Raw genomic sequence first — 16,861 nt, 5'->3', positions numbered from 1 at the left:
GGGCGCGTCAGCGCTCGCCGCGCGGCGGCGGCACCGGCCGCCCCGCCGGCGCGAGCACCTTCACCGTGGAGGCCTCGCCCAGGGCCAGCCCGTCCCCGCGCGGCTCGGCCCCGGTCACCTCCACCACGTCGCCGCGCAGGAGCCGCTCGAAGGCGCGGTTCTCCGGGCGTACGTGCTTCTCCTGGAGGCTGAGGCCCATCCGGCCCTCGGGGCCGCAGCCCATGTAGCGCAGGCGGCCCTTCGACGGCAGCGGCTCGGAGACGATGCGGAACACCTTGCCGGCCGGCGGCGCCTGCCAGGCCTCGCCCGGCGGCGCGACCACGAGGTAGCTCATCTTCACCGCCTCCCGCCGCAGCCCGGCCGCCTTCGCGATCTGCGCCACCAGCGGCGGCGGATCCACCGGTCGCTCGGCGTGGCACCAGTCGGTCTCGCGCAGCAGCGCCGGGCACGGGCCGCGGAACAGGCACGGGGCGCGCACGGCGGCGCCGCGCTCGACCAGGAGGTCGCGCACGCGCAGCAGCGCCCTCGAGGTGTCGCGGAGCGCCGGCTCGATCACCAGGAGCGAGCCGCCCGGCGCCACCAGGGCGAGCGCCTCCTCGAGCAGCCCGGCGCGGCGCCGGTCCTCGTCCTGGCCCTTCCACAGCTCGTTCAGCACGTGGCCCATCGAGACGAGGTCGAAGCGCCGGCCGCCGGCGAGCGCGGCCAGGCCGGCCCGGGCCGGGTTCCACTCGCGGGTGGCGAGCGGCTCGCCGGCGTGGCGGGCCAGCTCGCGCGCGGCGGCGAGCGCGCGGGCGGAGCGGTCCGCGGCGGTCACCTCGGCGGCGCCGGCGTCGAGCGCGGCGAACGCCATGGGGCCGGGCCCGCTGCCCAGGTCGAGCACGGCGCGCGGGCGGCGCGGCAGCTCGGAGAGGACGCCGCGCGCCTGGAGGTACGAGACCGGCCAGTAGAAGAGCAGGTAGGCGCCGAGGAGCCGCTCCTCGTCCATGTAGCGCGCGCCGGCCAGCTCGCGGTCGCGGGTGAGGCCGCGCGAGAGCCGGGCCACCGCCGCCCCGACCTCGCGCAGCTCCTCGGGGAGGAGCGCGTCGGGCGGGGGGCGGGGGCCGCGGCGCGGGGGACCCTTGCGCGCGGCGCGCCAGGTGGCGAGCAGGCGGGGGACCCAGCGCGCCAGGTCGTCGGCGGGCGTGTTCGGCACGCCCGTGGTTCTAGTCCAACCCGCGCGCCGGCGGAACAGCGAGCGCGCGGCCGCCGGGCGTGGGCTGGCCATCGGCGAGCAGCGCGAGCCCGCCGGGGCGCCGCCGCATGCGGCGAAGCCGCTCGCGGCGGCGCATGGGACCCGGCGAGCACGAGGGCGGCCCCGACGAGCTTCGCTCGGCCGGGAGAGGGCGCGCAGCCCTCGTCACGAGAGGTCGAACACCAGCAGCTCGGCCGTGCCCTCCCCCGCCCCGGCGAGCGCGACCTCGGCCTCGCCGGAGAGCGCCGCGCCGTCGCCGGCGCGGAGCCGCTCGCCGTTCACCGTGGCCTCGCCGCGCGCCACCTGCACCCAGGCGTGCCGGCCCGCCGCGAGCGGGAGCGCGGCGCGCTCGCCGACCGCGAGCAGCGTCGCGTACACGCGCGCGTCCGCGTGGAGGGTGGTCGCGCCCTCGGCGCCGTCGGGCGCGGCGATCAGGCGCAGCCTGCCGCGCCGCTCGGCCTCCGGGACCTCCCGCTGCTCGTAGGAGGGCTTCACGCCCTGCCGGTCGGGGAGGATCCAGATCTGGAGGAAGTGGACCTCCTCCCGGTCCGACCCGTTGAACTCCGAGTGCATGACGCCGGTGCCCGCGCTCATGCGCTGCACCTCGCCCGGCCGCAGGCGCCCGCCGCCGCCGGTCGAGTCGCGGTGCGCGAGCGTGCCGCCGAGGACGTACGTGAGGATCTCCATGTCGCGGTGGCCGTGCGTGCCGAAGCCCTCGCCCGGCTTCACGCGGTCCTCGTTGACGACGCGCAGGGCGCGGAAGCCCATGTGCGCCTCGTCGTGGTAGTCGGCGAACGAGAAGGTGTGGCGGGTGTCGAGCCAGCCGTGATCGACGTGGCCCCGGGCCTCGGACTTGCGGACGGTGATCATGCGAGGAACCTAAGGGCGGGATCCGCCCGGTCCAGCGCAGGCCATGCCGATGGCCCCGCCTATGGGCGAGGCACGGCGAGTCCGCCCCGTCACGCCGGCAGCGGGACCTCGAGGACCATGCCGTCGTGCGCCACGTCGAGCGGGCCCTGCCAGACCTCGCGCGCCTGCTCCACCAGCGGCTCCCAGGCGCGGTCGTAGCGGGTGGACAGGTGCGTGAGCACGAGCCGGACCACGCCGGCGTCGTGCGCCACCTGCGCCGCGCCGCGGGCGGTCGAGTGGAGCGTCTCCTCGGCGCGCTCCGCCTCGCCGTCGCCGAAGGTGCAGTCGTGCACCAGCACGTCCGCGCCGCGCGCCGCCTCCACCGTCGCCGCGCACGGGCGCGTGTCGCCGGTGATGACCAGCGCCCGGCCGCGCCGCGCCGGCTCGACCACCTCCTCCGGACGCACGGTGCGGCCGTCGGGCAGCGTCACCGGCTCGCCGCGCTGGAGCGCGCCGAACAGCGGGCCCTTCGGGATCCCGAGCGCCTCGGCCTTGTCCGGGTGGAAGCGGCCCGGCCGCGCGTCCTCGCGGAGCGCCCAGCCGAGCGACGGCGTCCGGTGCTCGGTGGGGAACGGGACCATGGCGCAGCCGTCGCGCCGCACCGCCTCGCCCGCGCGCACCTCGTGGATGCGCACCTCGTAGCTGAAGCGCTCCGCGCCGGTGAACAGCATGGTCTCGAGCAGGCGCTTCGCCGGGCGCGGGCCGTAGAGGTCGAGCGGCTCGGCGCGGTTCTGCATGGACAGCGTCCGCAGGAAGCCGATCGCGCCGAGGTAGTGATCGGCGTGGAAGTGCGTGAAGAAGATGGCCGCCACGTCGAACCCGGCGCCGAACTGGATGAGCTGGCGCTGGGTGCCCTCGCCGCAGTCCACCAGGAACAGCTCGCGCTCGCGCCGCACCGCGTGACCGGTGAGGTTGCGCCGGATGGTGGGCTGGGCGGCGGAGGTGCCGAGGAAGGTCAGGCGGAGCATGCCGGCCGGAATGTAGTCGAAGCGCGGGCCCGGCGGCACGCCGGATCGATGGGGCGCAGCCCTCGCTAGGAGGACGCCGAGGTGTACCGGGAGATGGACCGGAGCCAGACCGCGCGGGCGAGCCCCGCGAACGCCACCGCGCCGGCGGCGATGAGCAGCGCGCGGGGCGCGGCCAGCCGGCCCAGCAGCGCCTCGGCGGGGAAGGTGGTCATGACCGCGAGCGGCACGACGAACGTGAAGATCACCCGGAGCGCGCCGCGGAACACCGACGCCGGCCAGCGCGCGGCGTCGTAGATGGACACGAACAGGAACGAGAGGTTGTCCACCTTCACCACGAAGAACGCGGCGGCGACCACGATGATCCAGAGCGAGTACAGGATCACCGTGGCGGCGGCGAACAGCAGGCACGCCGCCAGGACGCCCCCCGGCGCCGGGGCCCGGCCCATGCGGTGGAACGCCACCGCGAAGATGACGAGCCCGCCCAGCACGTCGATGATCCGCCACGGCTCGAACTTGGCGGTGGACACGAGGAACTGCGCGTCGGCGGGCTTCAGCAGCACGAAGTCGAGCGTGCCCTTGCGGATGTGCTCGACCACGGTGGTGAGCGACGGGTTCACCGCGCCCTCCAGCACGCCCTTCATGAGCGTGAACCAGCCCATCACCACCAGCGCCTCGTCGAAGCTCCACCCGGCCACCGCGTCGCGGCTGCCGTAGACCACCAGCAGCGGCACGAGCGACCACCCGGTCCAGAACAGCGCCAGCGCGCCCTCCACCAGGAACTCGACGCGGTACTGCATGGCCACCGCGGCCGAGGCGCGGAACTGCACGGCGAGCAGGCGGAGGTAGCGTCTCACCTACCCTCCGAACGCCGCGAAGCGGCGCAGCCCGAGCGCCCAGGCGCCCCGCGCGCCCAGCGCCAGCGCGCCCACGAACGTCCACTGGATGGCGAGCTCGGCGAGCGCGGCCGAGCGAGGGGTCATCCCGATGATCATCTCCACCGGGAACGCCAGCATGTACCGGAACGGCAGGAAGCGCGCCGCGGTCGCCACCCAGTGCGGGAACAGCTCGAGCGGCACGAGGTACCCGGAGAACACGCCGAACAGGCCCAGCCAGATCTCGAACAGCGAGCCGGCCTGGTCGATCCAGAACGCCAGCGCGCCGATGATCGCCATGGCGAGGAACGTGATGAGCCAGGCGCCCAGCACCGTCACCGGGAACAGCGCCAGGAGCAGCGGGTCGCCGGTCAGCCGGTCGCGGCCGACCACCAGGAGCGCGCCGAGCGCGATGGGCAGCGACACCAGCAGGCGCACCGGGATGGCGGAGAGGTTCTCCGCGGCGTAGGCGAGCAGCGGGTGGACCGGCCGGAGCAGCCGGAACGCGAGCGTGCCCTGGCGGATCTCGTAGTTCAGCTCCCAGATCACCCAGGCGCCGGTGAGCAGGCGGACCACCAGCGTGGCGAGGTAGTAGGCGACGAAGTCGCGCTGGCCGAAGCGCCCCACCGGCGCGTCGCGGGCCACCGCCGTCCACAGCGCCAGCATGACGAGCGGCATGTTGGTGGAGAGCAGCCACACCACCATCTCGGCGCGGTACGCGACCGCCTCGGCGAAGCCGACCTTGAGGAGCGTGGGGATGGCGCGCAGGGTCCGGGGCACGGGCGGGCGGAAAGGTAGATCGTCGCGCGCGCGGGCGCCACGGAATGGCGCGGGGCGCTACCCGTACGACTCGCGCTTCACCCGGTCGCGCGGCACGCCGAGCTCGTCCAGCGCGGCGAGCGCGGCCTCCAGGAACCGGGGGGCGGGGGTCTCGCCGCGCTCCTTCGCGGCGGCGCGCTCGATGGGCCCGACCGCGGGGCCGCAGGCGTACCAGAGCGCGGCGCGCGGATCCGGGACGAGCTCGCGGAGGAGCTCCGCCGAGATGCGGCCGCGCCGCACGCCGGGCCCGTGGCGCTCCGGCTCCGGCTCGCGGGTGAGCGTGTGCACCACCCGCAGCCGGTCGGGGTGCTCGGCCTCGAGCTGGCGCAGGCCGTCGCGGTAGATGACGTCGTCCCAGGTCCGGTTCGAGTAGACGAACGTGTGGCGCAGGCGCGGGTGCTCGCGGAGCGCGTGCTTCAGGATCGACCAGTTCGGCACCGAGCCGGAGCCGGCCACCACGTGCACGAGGTGGTCGGTCTTCTCCTCCACGCGCGGAGGCAGCACGTAGGGCCCGGTGAAGCCGGTGATGACGAAGCGGCTGCCGCGCGGCGTGCGCCGCACCAGCATCGGCGAGAGGAGCGGCGGGTACCGCGTGCGCCCGCTCTGGTACGTCTCCTCCTTCACCGTGATGGCGAGGTAGCGCTCGTGCGGCGCGGACGCCAGCGAGTAGGCGCGCGGCGCCTCGCGCTTCCCCTTGAGGTCCTCGAGGTAGGCCACCCATCGCTCGAGCGCCGGGAACTGGCGCGGGTCGATGGTCAGGAAGTGGCCGGCCAGGTAGTCGAGCCGATCGTTGCCGGTGAAGAGCACGAGCGTGGTGGTGTCCGGCGTCTCCTGGATGACGTCGGCGACCATCACCTCGAGGTCCTTGATGCGCCGCCGCGGGACCTCGGCGCGGACCGGCTCGCCCTCCGGCGGGACGGCGGTGCGGATGGCGCGGGTCTCGAGGGCAGGCTCGCTCATCGAAAGGACATAGGCGGGGCTGCGGCGGCCCGCCATGCCGCGATCGAGTCTGCCGGCGACGGAGGGAGGCGAGCCGGGCTCAGAGCGCGTGAATCCATCCCCGGACCGAGCCAGGCGGTCGAGCCGCGAGCAGCGCGAGGCGCGACGACCGAGCATGCCCGTCGGCATGTGAGGGAGGAGCAACGACGCGATGCGACGCGGATCGGCCGCCGCGGCGACGGGAGGGGATGGGTTCACGTGCTCTCAGGCCTCGAGCCAGGCGGCGAACGCGTCGAAGGCGTGCGGCCGACCGAGGAAGTCCTTCACCAGCTCCGCCGCGGGCTTGGAGCCGCCCGGCTCCAGCACGGCCCGGCGGTAGCGGCGGGCGGGGGCGGGATCGAGCAGCCCGGCCTCGCGGAACGGGCCGAACAGGTCCTTCGCGATCACGAGCGACCACATGTACGTATAGTAAATGGCGCTGTACCCGTCGAGGTGCCCGAAGGACTCCTGGAAGTAGGTCCCCGGCACGTGGCGGAACGGCGTGTAGCGCTCCTGCAGCTCGGCGACGAGCGCGGTGGTGTCGAGCGCGCCGGGATCGCGCCGGTGCAGCTCGAGGCTGGTCGCGGCGTAGAACATCTGCTGCCGCACCATCAGGCCCTTGCCGTACTCGTCGGCCGCCTTCATCCGCGCCACGAGCTCGGCGGGGATGGGCTCGCCGGTGTCGACGTGGCGCGCGAAGGTGGCGAGGACCTCCGGGTCCCACACCCACTCCTCCAGCATCTGCGAGGGCGCCTCCACGAAGTCCCACTCGGTCGCGACGCCGGACTGGCCCGCCCAGCGCGTGTGCCCGCCGAGCACGTGGTGCAGCAGGTGGCCGAACTCGTGGAAGAACGTGCGGACGTCGCCGTGCTCCATGAGCGCCGGCGCGCCCGGGGCCGGGCGCGGGAAGTTGCACACCAGCACGCCCTCCGGCAGCCGCCGGCCGGCCTGGCCCGACGCGAGCGTGAACTGGGCGTAGTGCTTGTACTTGCCGTCGCGCGGGTGCATGTCGAGGTACACGCGGCCGAGCAGCGCGCCGTCCTCGATCACGTCCCAGGCCTCGACCTCCGGGTGCCACACCGGCGCGTCCGGCGCGCGGCGGTAGGCGATGCCGAAGATCCGCCCGGTGACGTCCAGCACCCCCTGCTTCACGCGCTGGTACTCGAAGTACGGCCGCACCGACTGCGAGTCGAAGCCGTAGCGCTCCGCCTTCACCCGCTCCTGGAGCCAGGCCGAGTCCCAGGGCTCGACGCGGTCGGCGTCGGGGCGCTCCTCGCGCTTGCGCTCGAGGAGCTGGGCGTGGTCCCGCCGCATGCGCGCCTCGGCGGCGCGCGCGATCCGCTCGATGAAGTCGGCCGCGGCGCCGTCGCTCCCGATCATCTTGTCCTCGGTGACGTAGGCGGCCCAGCTCGGGTACCCGAGCAGCCGCGCCAGGTCGGCGCGCCGCGCCAGCATGCGCGAGAGGACCTCGAGGTTGCGCGGGTGGCCGCGCAGCCGGTAGAGCCGCCAGAGCGCCTCGCGCGCCGCCGCGCTCCGCGCGTACGTCAGGAACGGCACGTAGTCGGTGTTGTCGGTGGTGAGCGTCACCCGGCCGTCCGGCCCGGGCGCGTGCGCGCGGCGCCAGTCCTCGGGGAGCCCGTCCAGCGCGGCCGGCTCGACCTCCAGCCGGCGCACGTCGTCCTTGATGTTGCGCCCGAACTCCTGCCCCACCCGCACCAGCTCCTCGCGGAGCGCCTTCACGCGCGCGCGGGTGGCGTCGTCGCGGTCCACGCCGGCCCGGCGGAAGTCGCGCAGGCTCTTCTCCACGAGGTGGCGGGTGGGGGCGTCGAGGCCCGAGGGGTCGAGCCCCGCGAGCGCGTCGTACAGGCCGCGGTCGAGCGACAGCTCGGTGGAGAGCGCGTCCACCTCGCGCTCCGCGGCCTCGGCCGCGTCGCGCAGCGCCGGATCCGGGTGGACGTTGCGCGCCAGGCTCGCGCGCGAGGCGGCCTCGGAGAGCGCCGCGAACGCCGCGTCGAACGCCTCCAGCGTGGCCAGGCCGCCCGCCGGCCCGAGCGCGCGGGCCCGGGCGGCCTCGGCGCGGGCGCGGTCCATGTCGCGGCGGCAACCCTCCGTGAAGGCGGGCGGCGTGCCGGTCAGCTCGCGGGAGGCCTCGGGGCGCAGGGGCTCGGACATGGCCTCATGTGTACTTCGCCCCGGGCCGATCCGCACGGGGCCGGTGCGGGACCGCACCCGCGGTGCGCGCGGGGCCACGGCGGCGCGGTCCCCGTGCGCGCCCGGCGCCGGTCACAGCTCGGGCTTGGTCTCGCGCATCATGAGCGCCGTCACCGCCTCGCGCGGCGCGAGCCCCTCGTACAGCACCCGGTAGATCGCCTCGGTGATGGGCATCTCCACGCCCAGCCGCTTCGCCAGCTCCCGCGCGCTGCGCGCGTTGCGCACGCCCTCCGCCACCTGCCCGAGCTCGCGCTGGATCGCGTCGGCGGTCTTGCCCGCCGCGAGCCCGCGCCCGACGGTGCGGTTGCGCGACAGGTCCGACGAGCAGGTCAGCACCAGGTCGCCCAGGCCGGCCAGGCCGGACAGCGTGAGCGGGTTCGCGCCCTTGCGCACCGCGAGCCGCGTGATCTCGGCGAGCCCGCGGGTGACGAGCGCCGCCATGGCGTTCGCGCCGAAGCCCATGCCGTCGGAGATGCCGGCCGCGATGGCGACCACGTTCTTCACGCAGCCGCCGATCTCGCAGCCCACCACGTCACCGGAGGTGTACGGGCGGAAGGTCTTGGTGTGGAAGGCGTCCTGCACCTGCTTCGCGATCCGCTCCCAGCGCGCGGCCACCGTGACCGCGGTGGGCAGGCCCTTCGCGACCTCCTTCGCGAAGGACGGGCCGGAGAGGACCGCCAGGTAGGGATGGAGCGGGACCGGCAGCACGTCCTCGATGACCTCGGTCATGGTCATGAGCGTGTCGAGCTCGATGCCCTTCGCGACGCAGACGATGGGCGTCCCGGCGTGCACGTGGCGCTTCGCCTCGATCACCACCGGGCGGACGGCGTGCGAGGGCACGGCGAGGACCACCAGCTCTGCGCCCTCCAGCGCCTTCGCGACCTCGCCGCTGGCGTGCAGCGTCGGCGGGAGCTGCAGGCCGGGCAGGTAGCGCTCGTTGCGGTGGTTGCGCGCGATGTCGTCGAGGACGGCGGCGTCCTTGTCCCACGAGGTGACGGTGTAGCCCTTGCCGGCGAGGAGCGAGGCGAGCGCGGTTCCCCAGGAACCGGCGCCCAGGACGGTGGCGCGCATGATGGGTTCTCCTTTGTGGCCATCCTAGCCAGGAGCGGTCCGCGAAACGGTCTTGATTCTGCGGGGCGGGCCGTGATGGGGCGGAACGCCGGGGCGTCCCCGGCGATGCGCGGTGCGTCAACCGGCCGCGGCGGCGACCGCGGCGAGGACCAGCACCACGCCCAGGGCGACCGCCGTAGGGCGCCAGGGCTGCAGCCGCCACGCGAACGGGCGCTCGTGCTTGCGGTGGAAGCGGGGCAGCGAGACGTACTCGCGCCAGCCCTCCTCGCGCCGGCGGCGCGCGCCGTCCCGGTCCCCGAGCTTGTCGAGCGCGCGCGCCAGCCAGAGCCGCCCCTCCACCGAGCCGGGCCGCTCCACCAGGAGCCGCTCCAGCGCCTCGCGGGCGCCGGCGGCATCGCCGCGGCCGAGGCGCTGCCGCCCGAGCTCGAGGTCGATCTCCCCGGCCCGGAAGTCGGGATCCGCGGCGCGGGCCACGGCCAGCGCGCGCTCCGCCGGGTCGGACTGGCCGCTCCGGCCGAGCGCCGCGCCCATCAGGAACGCGGTGTGCGCGTCCTCGTCCCCCGCCTCCACGTTGGGCCGGAGCACCTGGGCGGCGCGGGCCGGGCGGCGCCCGGCCAGCAGGAGATCGGCGAGCTCGAGCCGCGCGCGGCGGTCGTGCGGGTTCACCTCCAGCGCGCGGGCGAGCTGGAGCCGGCGGCGCCAGCGGGCGACGCCACGGAGCGGATCGGGCAGGACGCCGACCGTCATCCGATCGGTCGCCCACCAGACGGCGAGCAGGAGCGCGAGGGCGCCGAGCGGGCTGCCGGTCAGCTGGACCAGCAGGTAGAACAGGAGGAGCTTGGACATGGGGCGGCGGGAGCCTACCCGCCGGCGCCCCCGGATGCGAGCGCCGGCGGTCCCGCGCTCAGGGCTGCGCGGCCATGACCTGGAGGTCCTGGCCGTACTCCGGGCGATACGGTCCGGCGGGGAAGCCGGGGCCGGGCCACGCGAACGCCTGCGCGTTCGCCTGCCGTGCCAGCGGCATGTAGTTCGGCGAGGCCTTCGTCACGGCGGCGTTCACCAGCGCGCCGATGAGGCCGCCCCCGGAGTTGCTGGGCTGGTAGCTCATGGACCGGCGCTCGGTCCAGAGCGTCTGGCCGGTCTTGCCGTCCTTCAGCACGTACTCGAACTCGACGTTCACCTGCGTGGTGACGACCATGTACTTCGCCTCCCACTTCTCGATGGAGGCGAGGAGCACCGCGTCGGCCCCGAACAGCGAGCAGAGGCGCACCGGGTCGGCGCCGTGCACCAGCGAGGCGTCGGCGAGGCCGTCGTCCTCGAGCACGCGCTTCACCAGGTTCACCGGGAACACGTAGTAGCCGCGCTCCGCCACCGGCACCGGCAGCGTGGAGAGGAAGTACTCCGGCGCGTCGATCTCGACGCTCTTGTTCACCACCGGCACCACCAGGATGGCGCGCGGGCGGGCGGTGTTGAACGCGCCGTAGTCCTTCTTGACCTGGGCGGTGCCGCAGGCGGAGAGCAGCGCGACGAGCGCCGCGAGCGATGCGATGCGTCCCGCGAGCGATGCGAGCCGTTCCATGTTCACCTCCGCTCCAGCGCGCCGGCCGGGCCGTGCGTGGCGGCGGCCTTGGCCGGCGCCTTCGCGGGCGCCTTGGTGGCCTTCGGCGGGGCGCTGGCGGGCTTCGCCGGCGCGGGCGGCACCGGCTCCTTGCCCCCGCGCCGGTCGGCGAGGCCGATCATCTTCTGCATGAGCACGCCGGACTCGGGCCACCTCTCGCGCTCCAGCTTGAAGTAGCGCGAGGCGTCCTCGTACCTGGCCTCCTCGTAGAGCGCGTAGCCGTACTCGGCGTAGCAGCCCGGCGGGACCTTCTCCCCGGCCTGGTCCGCCTCGTCGATGACGACGCGCAGGCGCTCGACGAACGCCTCGCGGTCCTGCGGGTTCTTGTAGTGGGCGTACAGCGCGTCGTCGTACGCGCCCCAGCGGTAGAGCGTGCGCCCCGCGCACCCCTGGAGCAGGGCCGCGGTCGCGGCGAGGACGAGGACCGCGCGGAGGGACGCGCGCATCAGTGCACCCTCACCGTCTTCAGCTCGCTCTCCACGAACACCGTCTGGCGGTACACCGCGGCGCCGGACGGGTCGCGGATCTCCACCTGGTGCGTGCCCGGCTCGACGCGCAGCACGGTGGGGTTGCCGTCGTACGCGCTCGCCTCGCCCACCGGCTGCCCGTCGACCACCAGCACGGCGCCGGCGGGCGCGCCCGCCACCGCCAGGCTGGGGCGGCTCTCGACCGTCTTCACGACCGTCTGCGGCATGGCGCAGCCCGCCACCAGCGCGGCGGCCGCCGCCGCGAAGACCACGTTCCGCATGGCGTACCTCACGGCGTGGCCTCGGCCACGAAGAGCTTGGGGAGGACGGCCTTCTCGATGGTGCCGGACGTCACCTCGCACACGGCGCCCTCGCTCGTCTCGCCGTCGCCGAACAGCGACAGCACCTTGATCGTCCCGACGCGCTTCGGCGGGAGCGCCACCTCGAACCCGGTCTGGCGGCTCTTCACCGTGTTGCCCGCCTCCATCACCGCGAGCACGTCGCCCTCGCGGACGCCCTGGTGGCGGCCGCCGGAGATGAACACCTGCCTGCCCTGCACCTCCAGGATGTCGGAGCGCCAGGGGCGGGCGGCGAGCGTGGAGACCAGGCGGTCGATCACGTCGGAGATCGCGGCCGCGATGGCGCGGTCGTTCAGGGTCGCGTCGTACTCGGCGCGGCTGCCGAAGCCGGCGATCTCGCCGGACTCGGTGCTCGCCTCGCCGGCGCCGAGCGCGGAGAAGTACGCGTGGCCGGTCTTCACGTCCACCAGGCGGATGTCCACCTTGGCGCGGGCGGTCTGGACCTTGGTGCTGCTGAGGAAGCCCTTCTTGCCCCCGACCGAGCGGCCGAACTCGGTCACCGAGCCGGAGATCACCGTGTCGGCGCCCACCAGGCCGGCGACGCCCCGGAGCGCCTGCTCGCGCTCGAGCTTCTGCAGATCGGGGCGCTCGAGCACCACGAAGTTGCCCGACATGACGAGGCGCGACGCCAGCATGTCGGAGGCCTGCTTGCCGATCCGATCGAGATCGGCGTCGTTCAGCAGCGAGCGGCCGTAGCTCGTCTCGTTCGTGAACCGCGCGATGGCGATCCGGGTCTTGTAGCGCTTGGCCGACGGCGCGGGCGCCTGCGCCTGCTGCTGGGCAGCGACCTGGGCGGCCTTGGGGACGGGGGACTCCACCTCCACCGGAGGCTGCGAGACGGTGGCGCACGCCTGGAGCGCCAGCGCCGCCACCGGCAGGGCGAACCGGATCCGCATCGGACTCTCCTCCGCACCGGGTGCGGGAAAGGGACGCGGCACGCTACCACGAGTGGTGTTCCCCACAGTGAACCAATCGACCGGCCCCCCGTCCACGGGACGCGTCGGTGGAGGCGCTGGGCGCAGGGACGGGCGCGGTGTGCGATGGCGGCGGACGCTCTCGCCCTCACCCCACCGCGGCCGCGACCGCCCGCTCGAACGGGCGCGGGGCCGCGGCCGCGAGGGCGATGACGCGCCGCCGCACGGCCGGGTGGCGCGCGAGCGCGAGCACGAGCCGGGTCCAGCGGGCGTACGGTCCGTAGCGGCGCCGCCACGCGGCCTCGTAGGCCCCGAGGTCGCGGGCGGTGGCGCCGCGGGCCAGCGCGCCCGGGAGCAGCGCGGCGAGGTCGAGGGCGCACCCGAAGGCGAGCGAGAGCCCTTCCCCGGTGACGGCGTCCAGGTAGCCGGCGGCGTCGCCGAGCAGCACGAGCCGGTCCGCCACGCGCGCCCGGGCGGCGCGCGCCAGGGGGCCGGCGCCGCGGGCCGGGCTCGCGAAGGCCGCCCCCTCGAGCCGCGCCGCGAGCGCCGGGAACCGCCCGAGCAGCGCCTCGAACGAGCGCGCCGCCCCGCGCTCGAACAGGAACGCGACCCCGACCTGCCGCGGGCCCACCGGCGTCACGTAGGCCTCCACCCCGTCCCCGAAGTGCACCTCGACGGCGTCGCCGGCGTCCGGGACGTCCACGTGGCGCCGGACCCCGAAGCGCTCCGGCGCGCGCACGGGCCGCTCCAGGCCGGCCCGCCGCCGCGTGGGGGAGCCGAGCCCGTCCGCGGCGACGAGCACCCGCCCTTCCGCCGCCGCGCCGCCCGCGACCGCGATCCGCACCCGGTCGGCGAGCACGCGGTGCTCCGTCACCTCGGCGCCTTCCTGGAGCTCCGCGCCGGCCTCCCGCGCCCGCGCGCGGAGCGCGGCCTCGAGCGCCAGCCGCCGCACCCCCAGCCCTCCCGGCCCGGGCAGCACCAGCCTGGCCGCGGCCCCCGACGCGTCCACCCAGCGCAGCTCGCGCAGGGGCCGCGCCTGCGCCGGCCCGAGGCGCGCGCGCAGCCCGAGGCGCTCGAGCGCGGCCACGCCGGCCGGGAGGATGCCCTCGCCGCACGCCTTGTCGACCGGTCCCCGCCGGCGCTCCAGCACGAGCACGTCGAGCCCGCGCGCGGCCGCGGCGGCGGCGAAGGCGAGCCCCGCCGGTCCGCCGCCCACCACCACGGCGTCGCGGAGCCGCACCACCGCTCAGCCCCCGCGGCGACGCGACCGCCCGAAGGCGAGCTGCGAGCGGGCGGCGGCGAGGGCGAGGCGGATCGCGCTCACCGGCTGCGGCGGCGTGAGCGTCCCCGCCTGGAACCGGCGCAGCGCCTCGGCGCGCCGCAGCTTGCCCGAGGACGTCCGCGGGAGCGTGCCGGGCGCGAGCAGCCGCACGGTGTGCGGCGCGATGCCGGTCGCCGCCAGCACCGCGCGCCGGACCCGCGCCTCCAGCTCGCCATCCGGGGTCTCCTCGTCTCGCGCGCGCTCCGCGAGCACGAGCAGCGCCTCGCCGGCGCCGCCCTCCGGCTCGAAGCCGAGCGCCACCGCGCAGCCCGGGCGCAGGCCGGGGAGCGCCGCGAGCGGCGCCTCGAACTCCTCCGGCGCGTGGTTCGCGCCGCGCACGATCACGAGGTCCCGGGCGCGGCCGTGGAGGTGGAGCGCGCCGTCCACCACGAAGCCGAGGTCGCCGGTGTCGAGCCATCCACCCCGGAGCGCGCGCGCGGTCGCCTCGGGGTCGCCCAGGTACTCGCGCATGAGCGCCGGGCCGCGCACGAACACGCGCCCGATCCGCCCCTCCCCCACCGGCGCCCCGGCCTCGGTGCGCAGCTCGACCTCGACGCCCGGGACCGGGGTCCCGACCGGCATCACCTCCCGCCCGCCGGGCGCGACCACGCCCTCCGACGCGAGCCGGGCCGCGTCGACGCCGAGCCCGCCGAGCGGTCCGCCGGGCCGCGCGAACGTCACCGCCAGCGCCGCCTCGCTGAGGCCGTACACGGGCACGAGCGCCCGCGGGTCGAGCCCGTGCGGCGCGAAGCGCTCGGCGAACCGGCGCAGCGCCACCGCCGAGACCGGCTCGGCGCCGTCGAGCAGCAGCCGCACCGGCGCGAGCGAGAGGCCGGCGAGGTCGGCGTCCTGCACCCGGTCGGCCGCGTACGCGTACGCGAAGCTGGGCGCGGCCGAGATGGTGCCGCGTCGCCGGGCCAGCGCGCGCAGCCAGAGCGCGGGGCGGGTGAGGAAGTGCTCGGGCGGGATGAGCACGAGCGGACCCGGGTAGCTCATCGCGGCGAGCAGGCAGCCGATGAGGCCCATGTCGTGGTAGAGCGGCAGCCACGACACGAGCACGTCGTCCGGGCCCGCCGAGGTCGCCGCGACCAGCGCGTCGGTCATGGCCGCGAGCGCGCGGTGGGTGAGCGCGACCGGCTTCGGGTCCACCGTCGTCCCGGAGGAGAACTGCACCAGGCCGAGCGCGTCCGGCTCCGGCTCGCGCGCGATGCGGGCGGGCAGCGCCGAGAGCGCCGACACGTCCACGCACCCGAGCTCCGGCCCGCCCCGCTCGACGGCGCCGCCGAGCAGCCGCCGCGTGCCGCCCGCGGAGACGACCAGGCGCGCCCCGGCCACCTGGATCATCCGGCCGGTGTCCACCGCGTACGCGTCGAGCCGGCCCAGCCGCACCGGCGGGTAGAGCGGCACCGGCACCGCGCCGGCCAGCCAGGCGCCGAAGAACGCGTCCAGGAAGGCCGGCTCGGTCCGGAGCACGATGGCGACCCGATCGCCGCGCCGGATGCCGAGGTGGACGAGGTTGGCGGCGGCGCGCTCGGCCCGGGCGCGGACCTCCGACCAGGGCAGGGACGTCTCGCGCTCGTGCAGGTCGAGGAAGGTCGCGCCGGAGGGGTGCGCGGCCGCGGCCGCCAGCGCGTGCACCAGCGTGGTGTGGCGCGGCGGCGGCTGGGGCGGCCCGCGCAGCCTCACGGCAGCAGCTCCGGCGCGGCGCGCGCCACCACCAGCCGCGCGAGGTCGCCGAGCGTCCGGACCGCCAGGCCGGCCTCGTCGTCGAGCGCGATCCGGAAGCGGTCCTCGACCGCGACCGCCAGCGAGAGCCGCGCGAGCGAGTCGAGGGCGTCCACGAGCGGCGCGTCGCGCCCGGCCGCCAGCGCGGCGTGCGCGCCGTCGAGTCGCAGCTCGTCCCGGGCGATCCGCACGATCTCCGCCGCCACGCGCCCCTCCGCGTCGTCCCCCGCCGGCTGGCCGACCTCCCGGGCGCTCACCATCGCAGCAGCACCAGCTCGGCCGCGAAGCCGGGGCCCATGGCGGCGAGCAGCCCGAGGTCGCCCGGCCGCGCCTCGCCCGAGTCGAGCAGGTCGCCGAGCACGAACAGGACCGAGGCCGAGGAGAGGTTCCCGATGTCGTGGAGCGAGCGCCAGGAGCGCTCCAGCGCCGCGCGCGGCAGCCCGAGCGCCCCGCCCACCGCCTCCAGCACCTTCGGGCCGCCGGTGTGCGCGACCCAGTGCCGGATGCGCCCGCGGTCGAGTCCGTGCGCGCCGAGGAAGCGGTCCACGTCCGCGCCGAGGTTCGCGGCGATGACGTCGGGCACCTTCGAGGACAGCAGCACCTTGAAGCCGCCGTCCACCACCTCCCAGCCCATCACCCACTCGGTGTCCGGGTAGAGCACCGACGCGGTGGCGACCACCTCCGGCCCGCGGGGCCGCGCCGTCGCCGGGCGCGCCCCGCCGCCCAGCACCACCGCCGCCGCGCCGTCGCCGAACAGCCCGGTCGCGATCACGTTCGCCATCGAGGCGTCGTCCCGCTGCAGCGTGAGCGAGCAGAGCTCCACCGACAGCAGCACCGCGACCTCGTCCGGGAACGCGCGCAGCGCGTCCGAGGCGCGCGCCAGGCCCGCCGCGCCCGCCAGGCAGCCCAGGCCGAAGATGGGCGTCCGCTTCACCGAGCGCGGCAGCGCCATGCGGTTCACCAGCCGTGCATCCAGCGACGGGGTCGCGACGCCGGTGACGGTCACGTAGAACAGGTGGCCGACGTCGGAGGGCGCGAGCCCGGCCCGCTCCAGCGCGTCGCGCACCGCCGCCTCGCCCAGCTCCGCGCCGGCGCGGGCGTAGGCGGCGTTCGCCTCGCCGAAGCCGCCCAGGCGCGGGTACGCCTCGAGCGGGAGCGCGAGGTGGCGCCGGGCCACCCCGGTGGCCCGGTGGAGCTCGGCCAGCCGGCCGGTGTTGAAGTGCGCCTCGCCCCAGTGGGCCGAGAGCGCCGCGATGAGCGTTTCCTGGTCGGCGACGGTCGCGGGCAGCGCGCGGCCGACGGAGAGGACTTCGGGGTTCGGGCTCGTGGATGGAACGGGCGACCTCCGCGGCGAAACCCATCGGATGCGGGGGCGCGGCGCGCGTTGCAAGGTCCGCC

Annotated in this window: 17 protein-coding genes; all 17 read right to left on the bottom strand. The window is 75.9% G+C overall.

All coding sequences use genetic code 11. The annotated features are described in order from the left end of the window. Window positions 1–7: 7 nt before the first annotated feature. The 17 genes from A2CP1_RS02140 to A2CP1_RS02060 all read right to left on the bottom strand — a co-directional run bounded on the left by A2CP1_RS02140 (window position 8) and on the right by A2CP1_RS02060 (window position 16,853). On the bottom strand, window positions 8–1,192 hold the full coding sequence (locus tag A2CP1_RS02140) for a small ribosomal subunit Rsm22 family protein (RefSeq protein WP_041450416.1): 1,185 nt from the start codon (window positions 1,190–1,192) through the stop codon (window positions 8–10). Between the two features lie 204 nt (window positions 1,193–1,396). Continuing rightward, window positions 1,397–2,101, bottom strand: a complete 705-nt coding sequence (locus A2CP1_RS02135; protein WP_012631841.1) for a pirin family protein — start codon at window positions 2,099–2,101, stop codon at window positions 1,397–1,399. Between the two features lie 89 nt (window positions 2,102–2,190). Continuing rightward, entirely contained in the window at window positions 2,191–3,108 is a 918-nt protein-coding gene (rnz, locus tag A2CP1_RS02130) for a ribonuclease Z (protein ID WP_041450594.1), read from the bottom strand. 65 nt (window positions 3,109–3,173) lie between these two features. Further along, the gene (locus A2CP1_RS02125) at window positions 3,174–3,962 is read right to left on the bottom strand and encodes an ABC transporter permease (protein WP_012631839.1); all 789 of its coding nucleotides are present in this window, start codon (window positions 3,960–3,962) and stop codon (window positions 3,174–3,176) included. After that, window positions 3,963–4,760, bottom strand: a complete 798-nt coding sequence (locus A2CP1_RS02120; RefSeq protein WP_012631838.1) for an ABC transporter permease — start codon at window positions 4,758–4,760, stop codon at window positions 3,963–3,965. 57 nt (window positions 4,761–4,817) lie between these two features. Further along, window positions 4,818–5,795 (bottom strand): ferredoxin reductase domain-containing protein, encoded by a 978-nt coding sequence (locus tag A2CP1_RS02115; protein WP_012631837.1) that lies wholly within the window; start codon window positions 5,793–5,795, stop codon window positions 4,818–4,820. Between the two features lie 207 nt (window positions 5,796–6,002). Further along, the gene (locus tag A2CP1_RS02110; RefSeq protein ID WP_012631836.1) at window positions 6,003–7,949 is read right to left on the bottom strand and encodes a M3 family metallopeptidase; all 1,947 of its coding nucleotides are present in this window, start codon (window positions 7,947–7,949) and stop codon (window positions 6,003–6,005) included. Between the two features lie 111 nt (window positions 7,950–8,060). Continuing rightward, a complete protein-coding gene (locus tag A2CP1_RS02105; protein ID WP_012631835.1) occupies window positions 8,061–9,059 on the bottom strand; it encodes an NAD(P)H-dependent glycerol-3-phosphate dehydrogenase in 999 nt (332 codons plus the stop codon). Window positions 9,060–9,176: 117 nt separating this feature from the next. Next, the gene (locus A2CP1_RS02100; RefSeq protein ID WP_012631834.1) at window positions 9,177–9,905 is read right to left on the bottom strand and encodes a tetratricopeptide repeat protein; all 729 of its coding nucleotides are present in this window, start codon (window positions 9,903–9,905) and stop codon (window positions 9,177–9,179) included. Between the two features lie 58 nt (window positions 9,906–9,963). Beyond that, window positions 9,964–10,638, bottom strand: coding sequence for a DUF799 domain-containing protein (locus A2CP1_RS02095; protein WP_012631833.1), 675 nt, complete (start codon window positions 10,636–10,638; stop codon window positions 9,964–9,966). Between the two features lie 2 nt (window positions 10,639–10,640). After that, the gene (locus A2CP1_RS02090; RefSeq protein ID WP_012631832.1) at window positions 10,641–11,123 is read right to left on the bottom strand and encodes a DUF4810 domain-containing protein; all 483 of its coding nucleotides are present in this window, start codon (window positions 11,121–11,123) and stop codon (window positions 10,641–10,643) included. Continuing rightward, complete coding sequence (locus A2CP1_RS02085; protein ID WP_012631831.1) at window positions 11,123–11,425, bottom strand: hypothetical protein; 303 nt, start codon at window positions 11,423–11,425, stop codon at window positions 11,123–11,125. Before A2CP1_RS02085 ends, A2CP1_RS02090 begins: the two co-directional genes overlap by 1 nt. Window positions 11,426–11,433: 8 nt before the next feature. After that, complete coding sequence (locus A2CP1_RS02080) at window positions 11,434–12,399, bottom strand: CsgG/HfaB family protein (protein ID WP_012631830.1); 966 nt, start codon at window positions 12,397–12,399, stop codon at window positions 11,434–11,436. 166 nt (window positions 12,400–12,565) lie between these two features. Continuing rightward, the gene (locus tag A2CP1_RS02075) at window positions 12,566–13,657 is read right to left on the bottom strand and encodes an NAD(P)/FAD-dependent oxidoreductase (RefSeq protein ID WP_012631829.1); all 1,092 of its coding nucleotides are present in this window, start codon (window positions 13,655–13,657) and stop codon (window positions 12,566–12,568) included. 6 nt (window positions 13,658–13,663) lie between these two features. After that, window positions 13,664–15,424, bottom strand: a complete 1,761-nt coding sequence (locus A2CP1_RS02070) for an AMP-binding protein (RefSeq protein ID WP_012631828.1) — start codon at window positions 15,422–15,424, stop codon at window positions 13,664–13,666. Beyond that, the gene (locus A2CP1_RS02065) at window positions 15,421–15,723 is read right to left on the bottom strand and encodes an acyl carrier protein (RefSeq protein ID WP_012631827.1); all 303 of its coding nucleotides are present in this window, start codon (window positions 15,721–15,723) and stop codon (window positions 15,421–15,423) included. Before A2CP1_RS02065 ends, A2CP1_RS02070 begins: the two co-directional genes overlap by 4 nt. After that, entirely contained in the window at window positions 15,717–16,853 is a 1,137-nt protein-coding gene (locus A2CP1_RS02060; protein WP_012631826.1) for a type III polyketide synthase, read from the bottom strand. Before A2CP1_RS02060 ends, A2CP1_RS02065 begins: the two co-directional genes overlap by 7 nt. Window positions 16,854–16,861: the final 8 nt, after the last annotated feature.

Origin of the sequence: Anaeromyxobacter dehalogenans 2CP-1, assembly GCF_000022145.1 — a bacterium.
GTDB lineage: Bacteria > Myxococcota > Myxococcia > Myxococcales > Anaeromyxobacteraceae > Anaeromyxobacter > Anaeromyxobacter dehalogenans.
This window is presented reverse-complemented; position numbering and strand designations above follow the sequence as displayed.

Excerpts from the sequence above, each read along its gene's own strand:
- A2CP1_RS02135 (WP_012631841.1), bottom strand. The coding sequence starts at position 2,101 with ATGATCACCGTCCGCAAGTCCGAGGCCCGGGGCCACGTCGATCACGGC.
- A2CP1_RS02090 (WP_012631832.1), bottom strand. The coding sequence starts at position 11,123 with ATGCGCGCGTCCCTCCGCGCGGTCCTCGTCCTCGCCGCGACCGCGGCC.
- A2CP1_RS02105 (WP_012631835.1), bottom strand. The coding sequence starts at position 9,059 with ATGCGCGCCACCGTCCTGGGCGCCGGTTCCTGGGGAACCGCGCTCGCC.
- A2CP1_RS02085 (WP_012631831.1), bottom strand. The coding sequence starts at position 11,425 with ATGCGGAACGTGGTCTTCGCGGCGGCGGCCGCCGCGCTGGTGGCGGGC.
- rnz (WP_041450594.1), bottom strand. The coding sequence starts at position 3,108 with ATGCTCCGCCTGACCTTCCTCGGCACCTCCGCCGCCCAGCCCACCATC.
- A2CP1_RS02095 (WP_012631833.1), bottom strand. The coding sequence starts at position 10,638 with ATGGAACGGCTCGCATCGCTCGCGGGACGCATCGCATCGCTCGCGGCG.
- A2CP1_RS02100 (WP_012631834.1), bottom strand. The coding sequence starts at position 9,905 with ATGTCCAAGCTCCTCCTGTTCTACCTGCTGGTCCAGCTGACCGGCAGC.
- A2CP1_RS02110 (WP_012631836.1), bottom strand. The coding sequence starts at position 7,949 with ATGTCCGAGCCCCTGCGCCCCGAGGCCTCCCGCGAGCTGACCGGCACG.
- A2CP1_RS02080 (WP_012631830.1), bottom strand. The coding sequence starts at position 12,399 with ATGCGGATCCGGTTCGCCCTGCCGGTGGCGGCGCTGGCGCTCCAGGCG.
- A2CP1_RS02115 (WP_012631837.1), bottom strand. The coding sequence starts at position 5,795 with ATGGCGGGCCGCCGCAGCCCCGCCTATGTCCTTTCGATGAGCGAGCCT.
- A2CP1_RS02065 (WP_012631827.1), bottom strand. The coding sequence starts at position 15,723 with ATGGTGAGCGCCCGGGAGGTCGGCCAGCCGGCGGGGGACGACGCGGAG.